Below are 5577 nucleotides of genomic sequence, written 5' to 3' on the forward strand. Positions count from 1 at the left end.
CCGAAGGTCACCGAACGGGCGCCGATCGTGATCGTGATCGTGTCAGCCTGGGTCGGCGTCGCCGCATTGTAGACGACCGTCACCGCATTCGCGGTGCCGCTCTGTACAATAACGTTATCCGTGGTCAGGATCGCGAGGGCCTGGGCCGCCGTGATCGTCTCGTAGGTGTAAGTCGCCATAGATCTCTCCAGTCTGTGTCACATGGACCCCCGGCACGCTTGACCTCCATCCCCGATGGAGCAGTCCCAGCGGTCCATTCTCCCGAACGCCATAGCGTCGCTACAGCGGAAGGTTAAACGAGCCCGAGGGAAGACCTATCGGAGTCGCGGTTTTTGCGCAACACCAAAAAGGGTCCCGATCAGGGTGCCTAATCCGTTAAATGGCCGGCGAATGCTAAGGTCTGGTTACTGTTCTCGAAACGCGTGACTAAGCGTGTCGGTTATTGGTGAAAGCAGGAAGCCAAGAACCGTCCGTTCGCCGGTCACGATCATGGTGTCGGCAGGCATGCCCGGCGTCATCTTCACGCCCTCGGCGAGCTTGGCGATATCCTTCGGATCGATCCGCAGATCGGCGCGGAAATAGCCTTCTCCCGTCTTGTCGTTGACCAGTCTGTCGGCGGAAACCGTCACCACCTTGGCCGGCAGCGGACTGACCCAGCGACGGCTGACGCCCTGGAGCTGCACGCGCGCGGACATGCCGGGGCGGACGTTCTCCACGTCCTGCGGCCGGACCATGGCGGTGACCACCAGCGGCGTATCGGCAGGGACCACGTCCATCAGGACTTCGCCCGCGCCGGCGACGCCGCCGACGGTGAACTGCGACAAATTGAGCACGTAGCCGTCCACAGGCGAACGCACCGTGGTTTCGGACAGCGTCTGTTGGGTCGCCGACAGTCGCGGCAACGCGTCGGCCAGCCTGGACTGCATCTCGCGCATGCCGTCGGCGGCCTCGGTCTGGCGCTGATTGCGCAGCGCCGACATCTGGATGCGCGCCTCGCCCATCTGCTCGCGGGTCTTGGAAATATCCGATATGAGCTGCCCCTTGCGCCCGCCCAGGTCGGCGAGCGCGCGCTGGTAGCGCAGGATCAGCGTCTTGGGCGCGTAGCCCTTCTCAAAGAGAGTCTGATAGCCCGCCAACTCCTCGCGGGTCAGGCGCGCCTGCTCGTCGACCGAATCCACTTGAGCCTGCAGGCCTTCGACGTTGGTCTCAAGTTGCTGGACGCGCTGTTTCAGCACCGAGAGCTGGCTGTTGAACAACTGCAGTCTCGAGGTGAACAGGAACTGCTGATCGCGCACCATCGAGGCGACGCGCGGGTCGTTCATCCTGGCGTTCAGGTCGGCCGGGAAGACGATGCTGGGCCGCCCCGTGGCCTCCGCCTGATACCGCGCCGACTGCGCCAGCGCCGAATCGGCCTGATTGCGCATCACGTCGAAGCCGGCGCGCGCCTGCACTTCGTCGAACACCAGCAGCGGCTGGCCGGGGCGCACGCGGTCGCCTTCACGCACCAGGATCGCCTTCACCACGCCGCCTTCACGCCGACGGATGGTCTTGCGGTTGGACTCCACACGCACCTGGCCGGGCGCGGACACGCCTGAGCTCAATGGCGTGATCCCGGCCCACAGGCCAAGACCCAGCACCATCGCGCCGATCACCGCAGAGCCGACCACGATCGGGCGACGCACCCGGTCGGTCAGCTCCTGGCTCTTGGCGTCCGGCTCGCCGGTGAAGTTGGGGGCCACATAGCTGCGGCGCAGCGGCCCCAGTTCCAGCTTCATCGACCGGCCTCCACGGCGCGGACTTCAGCCGGCTTGGTGACGCGGTTCATCACCTGGTCGCGCGGGCCGAACAGCTCCACCCGGCCGTCGCGCAGCAGCAGGATCTTGTCGGCGGGCCGGAAGATGTTCGGCTTGTGGGAGATGATCACGATCGTCGCGCCCTTGGCCTTCAGCGCCTCCACCGCGCGCACCAGGGCTTCCTCGCCCTCCGCGTCGAGGCTGGCGTTGGGCTCGTCGAGCACCACGAACGCCGGCTCCCCCAGCAGCGCGCGGGCAAGGCCGACGCGCTGACGCTGGCCGGCCGACAGCACCACGCCGCCCTCGCCGACCTCGGTCTCGTAGCCTTTGGGCATGCGCAGGACGAGTTCGTGGACGCCAGCCATCTGGGCCGCGGCCACCACTTCCTCATCGCTCACGTCGTCGCGGAAACGGCCGATGTTGTCACGCACCGAGCCTGCGAACAGCTCGGTGTCCTGCGGCAGGTAGCCGACGTGGCGGCCAAGGTCGCCGCGATCCCAGGCGAAGATGTCGGCGCCGTCCAGGCGCACGGTTCCGCTGGTGGGCTTCCAGATGCCGATCAGCAGCCTGGCGAGCGTCGACTTGCCGGCGCCGGACGGCCCGATCAGTCCCATCACCTCGCCGGGCTCGATCACGAAGCTGACGCCGGTGATCAGCAGCTTCGCCGCCCCGGGCGGCGCGAAATTGACCCCCTCGGCGCTCAGTCGTCCCAGCGGCCGCGGCAGGGTGGTCCGCGGCGACGGCGCCTCAGCCTTGGACAGCAGGTTCATCAGCCGCTCGTGGGCGCGCTGGCCGTTGTTCAGCGCCTCCCAGGAGCCGACCACCCGCTCGATCGGGGCCAGCGCGCGGCTGGCCAGGATCATGTTGGCGAACAGCATGCCCATGTGGATCTTGCCCTGGAGGATCAGGGCCGCGCCGATGGCGACGATCAGCACCTGCATCCCCATGCGCACGGCGCGGATCGTGTCGCCCAGCACGTTGGAACGCTCGCTGGCGGCGACGCCGCGCTCGACGGCCACGGCGCGGAACCGCGACCACGCCGCGCCCAGCGTCGGCAACATGCCCATGGCGCGCACCACCTCGCCGTTGCGCAGCGCCGAATCCGTGAACGCATAACTGCGCAGCGCCGCGTCGTTGGCTTCCTTGAGCGCTGGGCGGGTCGCCTTCTCCTGCATGAGGGCCAGGACCAGCAGGGCGACCGCGCCAGCCGTGGTCACCACGCCGATCAGCGGATCGATGATGAAGAGGACGATCAGGAACACCGGAATCCACGGCAGGTCGAAGATCGCCGCCGCGCCTACGCCGGTCAGCGTCTGGCGGAAGGTGTCCATGTCGCGCAGCGCCTGGGCGCGCGCGCCAGGATCGCCGCGCACCGCAGCGTCGAACAGGCTGGAGAAGATGTGTCCGGAGGCGCGCTGGTCCAGCAACGTTCCGTAGTTGATCAGGATGCGGGCGCGATAGTTGTCGATGACGCTGGAGATCGCGAAGATAAACAGCGTCACCGCAGTCAACGCCCAGAGCGTCGCCTGGCTCTGGCTGATCATCACCCGGCCATAGACCTGGAAGGTATAGAGCGGCATGGCCAGGTACAGCAGGTTGCTGACCAGGCTGAACGCGAAGGCGAAGCCCAGCGGGCCATAGCCTTCGCGCAGGGCGCGCGTGACCACGTTGTCGGGCTGATTCGCCAGATAGCTGAACATCTTCATGCGTGTCGCGCCGTCTCGCGAAAGCCCGTGGTCGCCAATCGCCGTATCATATCAGGCTATGGTGAACGAAGCCCGGCCGACCCAGCCGTAACGCCGCAGCGGCCGGAACGCCGAGGGCGGCCGACAGATGATCGGCGCGGACTCGCGTGTCAATGGGCCGGTCAAAGGGTCGCGGCGCGGGATCGCGGCCACGCCCGTTCCACGGCATGCTAAGAAGCCTCGCGAGGCGGTTTGGAGGCGTCATGTCGAGGGTGGCCATCATCGGCAGCTGCATTACGCGGGACCTGTGGCCTATCCAGGGCGAGCCGGCGAATGAACTCTTGTACATCTCGCGCACCAGCCTCCCGAGCCTGTTCAGCCCGGCGGTGGAGGGCTTCCAGCCTGCCGAGGCGCTTCCCAATGGCCTGAAGCGTCACCAGCACCAGGCCATGGTCAACGACCTGACCAAGACCACGATGGCCCAGCTCGTGACCTGGCGTCCGACCCATCTGATCTTCGACTTCATCGACGAGCGATTCGACCTGCTGGCGATCGGCGCCGCGCTGGCCAGCCATAGCTGGGAGCTGGAGACGTCAGGCTACCTGTCCCAGCCGGCGCTGGCGGCCGCCCGGCCGATCGCGCGGCTGGGCGGAACCTGCGACCGGCTGTGGATGGAGGCGGTCGGCGAGATGCTGGCGCTGATACGCGCCACGCCGCTGCGCTCCGCGCCGCTGATCCTGCATGAGTCGCAATGGGCGACCCACTATCGTGCGGCCTACGAGCGCTTTCGGGCGATCGAGAATGTCGAGCTATGGGGCGGCCGCCCCGCCGACCTCGGCCGGCATAACGCCCTGCTGGACCGTTACCAGGCGGCTTTCACCGCGCTCGCGCCGGAAGCCGCGCGCATCAGCGCACCGGCGCAACGCATCGCCGACGGCGATCATCGCTGGGGGCTCAGCCCGTTCCACTACATCCCCGAGTACTACGCCGAGATCTGGCGTCAGCTGCGCGCCCTGGGCGTCTGAGCTGGCTCTAGTCCGCCCGGCCGCCCCGCGCCCAGTGCTCCAGCGGGGTCATGCCGCGCGCCAGATCGTGCGGCCGCGCGGCGATATACGCGGCGTTCGGGAATCCGGGCCTCGGCTCGCCGATCCGCCACGCGCCGCCTTCCAGGTAGTCGACCAGCGGATTGGCGCCAGGCGTGAGCCCAGCTCCGCGCACCGCCATGTAGTGCGGCGCGTCGAACCAGGCGCTGGGATTGCGGCCCTCGCGCGCGCCGGTCAGGACATAGTGGGTAAGCGGCTCCATGCCGGCGTTCTGCACGTCGGGGTACTGCTCGAGATACCAGAGTGGATCGAACAGCGGGTGCGGCTTCAGCCCGCGCCGCCAACCCTCGCGCAGGTAGTGAAGCAACGAGGCGTCTGCGGCCTCCTGTGGTTCGAGCTGGCCGCGATACCAGTCGACATCGAACAGCGGATGCGGGCTGAGGCCTGCCGTCGCGCCGTCGCGCAGGTAGTGATCCAGCGGATTTACGCCCGCCCCGGCCAATCCAGGGATCAGCGCGAGATAGTGCGCGACGCTGAACAGCGGATGTGGGTCGACGCCGTCCGCCGCGCCTCTCAGCACGAAATGCTCAAGCGGCGAGAGCCCGGTGCGCGCGAGCTCGCCGGCCTGGCTCGCACGATAGAAGGCTGGATCGAACAGCGGCCCCGGCGCGCGGTCTTCCAGCCGGCCATCGATCAGGTAGTGGACCAAAGCCCCACCTCGTTTGGCGGCGGCTCCCGGATTGGCCTCGAGATACCAGGCCTCGTCGAGGAGCACGTCCGGCTGGGCGGCCGGATCACCGCGCCGCATGGCGTAGCGGAGCATATTGCGCAGTGCGCCCAGCCGTGGGCGCAGGCCGGCGCCGTCGACGCGCCAGAGGCCCGAGCGGGCGATGATCGCGGCGTGTCCGACCGGCCCGGCGAGCTGCAGCCAGCGGTCGATGCGGCGGCTGAGGCGGTTGCGGCGGCGTTCGAGGCGCGGAGACGACGCGCGATGCAGGGCCAGCGTGCGGGCGCGGAGGTCGGCCAGGGATTGGGCGCGGGCGGCCAGCGCGTCGC

At 68.2% G+C, this 5577-nt stretch carries 4 protein-coding genes; 1 reads left to right on the plus strand and 3 read right to left on the minus strand.

Translation table 11 applies throughout. The annotated features are described in order from the left end of the window. Positions 1 to 404: 404 nt before the first annotated feature. On the minus strand, positions 405 to 1775 hold the full coding sequence (locus Q8M88_RS12940) for an HlyD family type I secretion periplasmic adaptor subunit (protein ID WP_305597572.1): 1371 nt from the start codon (positions 1773 to 1775) through the stop codon (positions 405 to 407). Further along, complete coding sequence (locus Q8M88_RS12945) at positions 1772 to 3499, minus strand: type I secretion system permease/ATPase (protein ID WP_305597573.1); 1728 nt, start codon at positions 3497 to 3499, stop codon at positions 1772 to 1774. Before Q8M88_RS12945 ends, Q8M88_RS12940 begins: the two co-directional genes overlap by 4 nt. 242 nt (positions 3500 to 3741) lie before the next feature. On the opposite strand from Q8M88_RS12945, the gene Q8M88_RS12950 reads away from it, so the two are divergent. Then, a complete protein-coding gene (locus Q8M88_RS12950; RefSeq protein WP_305597574.1) occupies positions 3742 to 4503 on the plus strand; it encodes a DUF6270 domain-containing protein in 762 nt (253 codons plus the stop codon). A gap of 7 nt (positions 4504 to 4510) precedes the next feature. Here the strand turns inward: Q8M88_RS12950 and Q8M88_RS12955 are convergent. After that, on the minus strand, positions 4511 to 5577 hold a 1067-nt coding region (locus tag Q8M88_RS12955; protein ID WP_305597575.1), incomplete at its 5' end, for a hypothetical protein.

The organism is Phenylobacterium sp. (assembly GCF_030693805.1).
GTDB lineage: Bacteria > Pseudomonadota > Alphaproteobacteria > Caulobacterales > Caulobacteraceae > Phenylobacterium.

What these genes read in the sequence shown, in the direction of transcription:
- Q8M88_RS12945 (WP_305597573.1), bottom strand. Translation starts at nt 3,499, where the DNA reads ATGAAGATGTTCAGCTATCTGGCGAATCAGCCCGACAACGTGGTCACG.
- Q8M88_RS12940 (WP_305597572.1), bottom strand. Translation starts at nt 1,775, where the DNA reads ATGAAGCTGGAACTGGGGCCGCTGCGCCGCAGCTATGTGGCCCCCAAC.
- Q8M88_RS12950 (WP_305597574.1), top strand. Translation starts at nt 3,742, where the DNA reads ATGTCGAGGGTGGCCATCATCGGCAGCTGCATTACGCGGGACCTGTGG.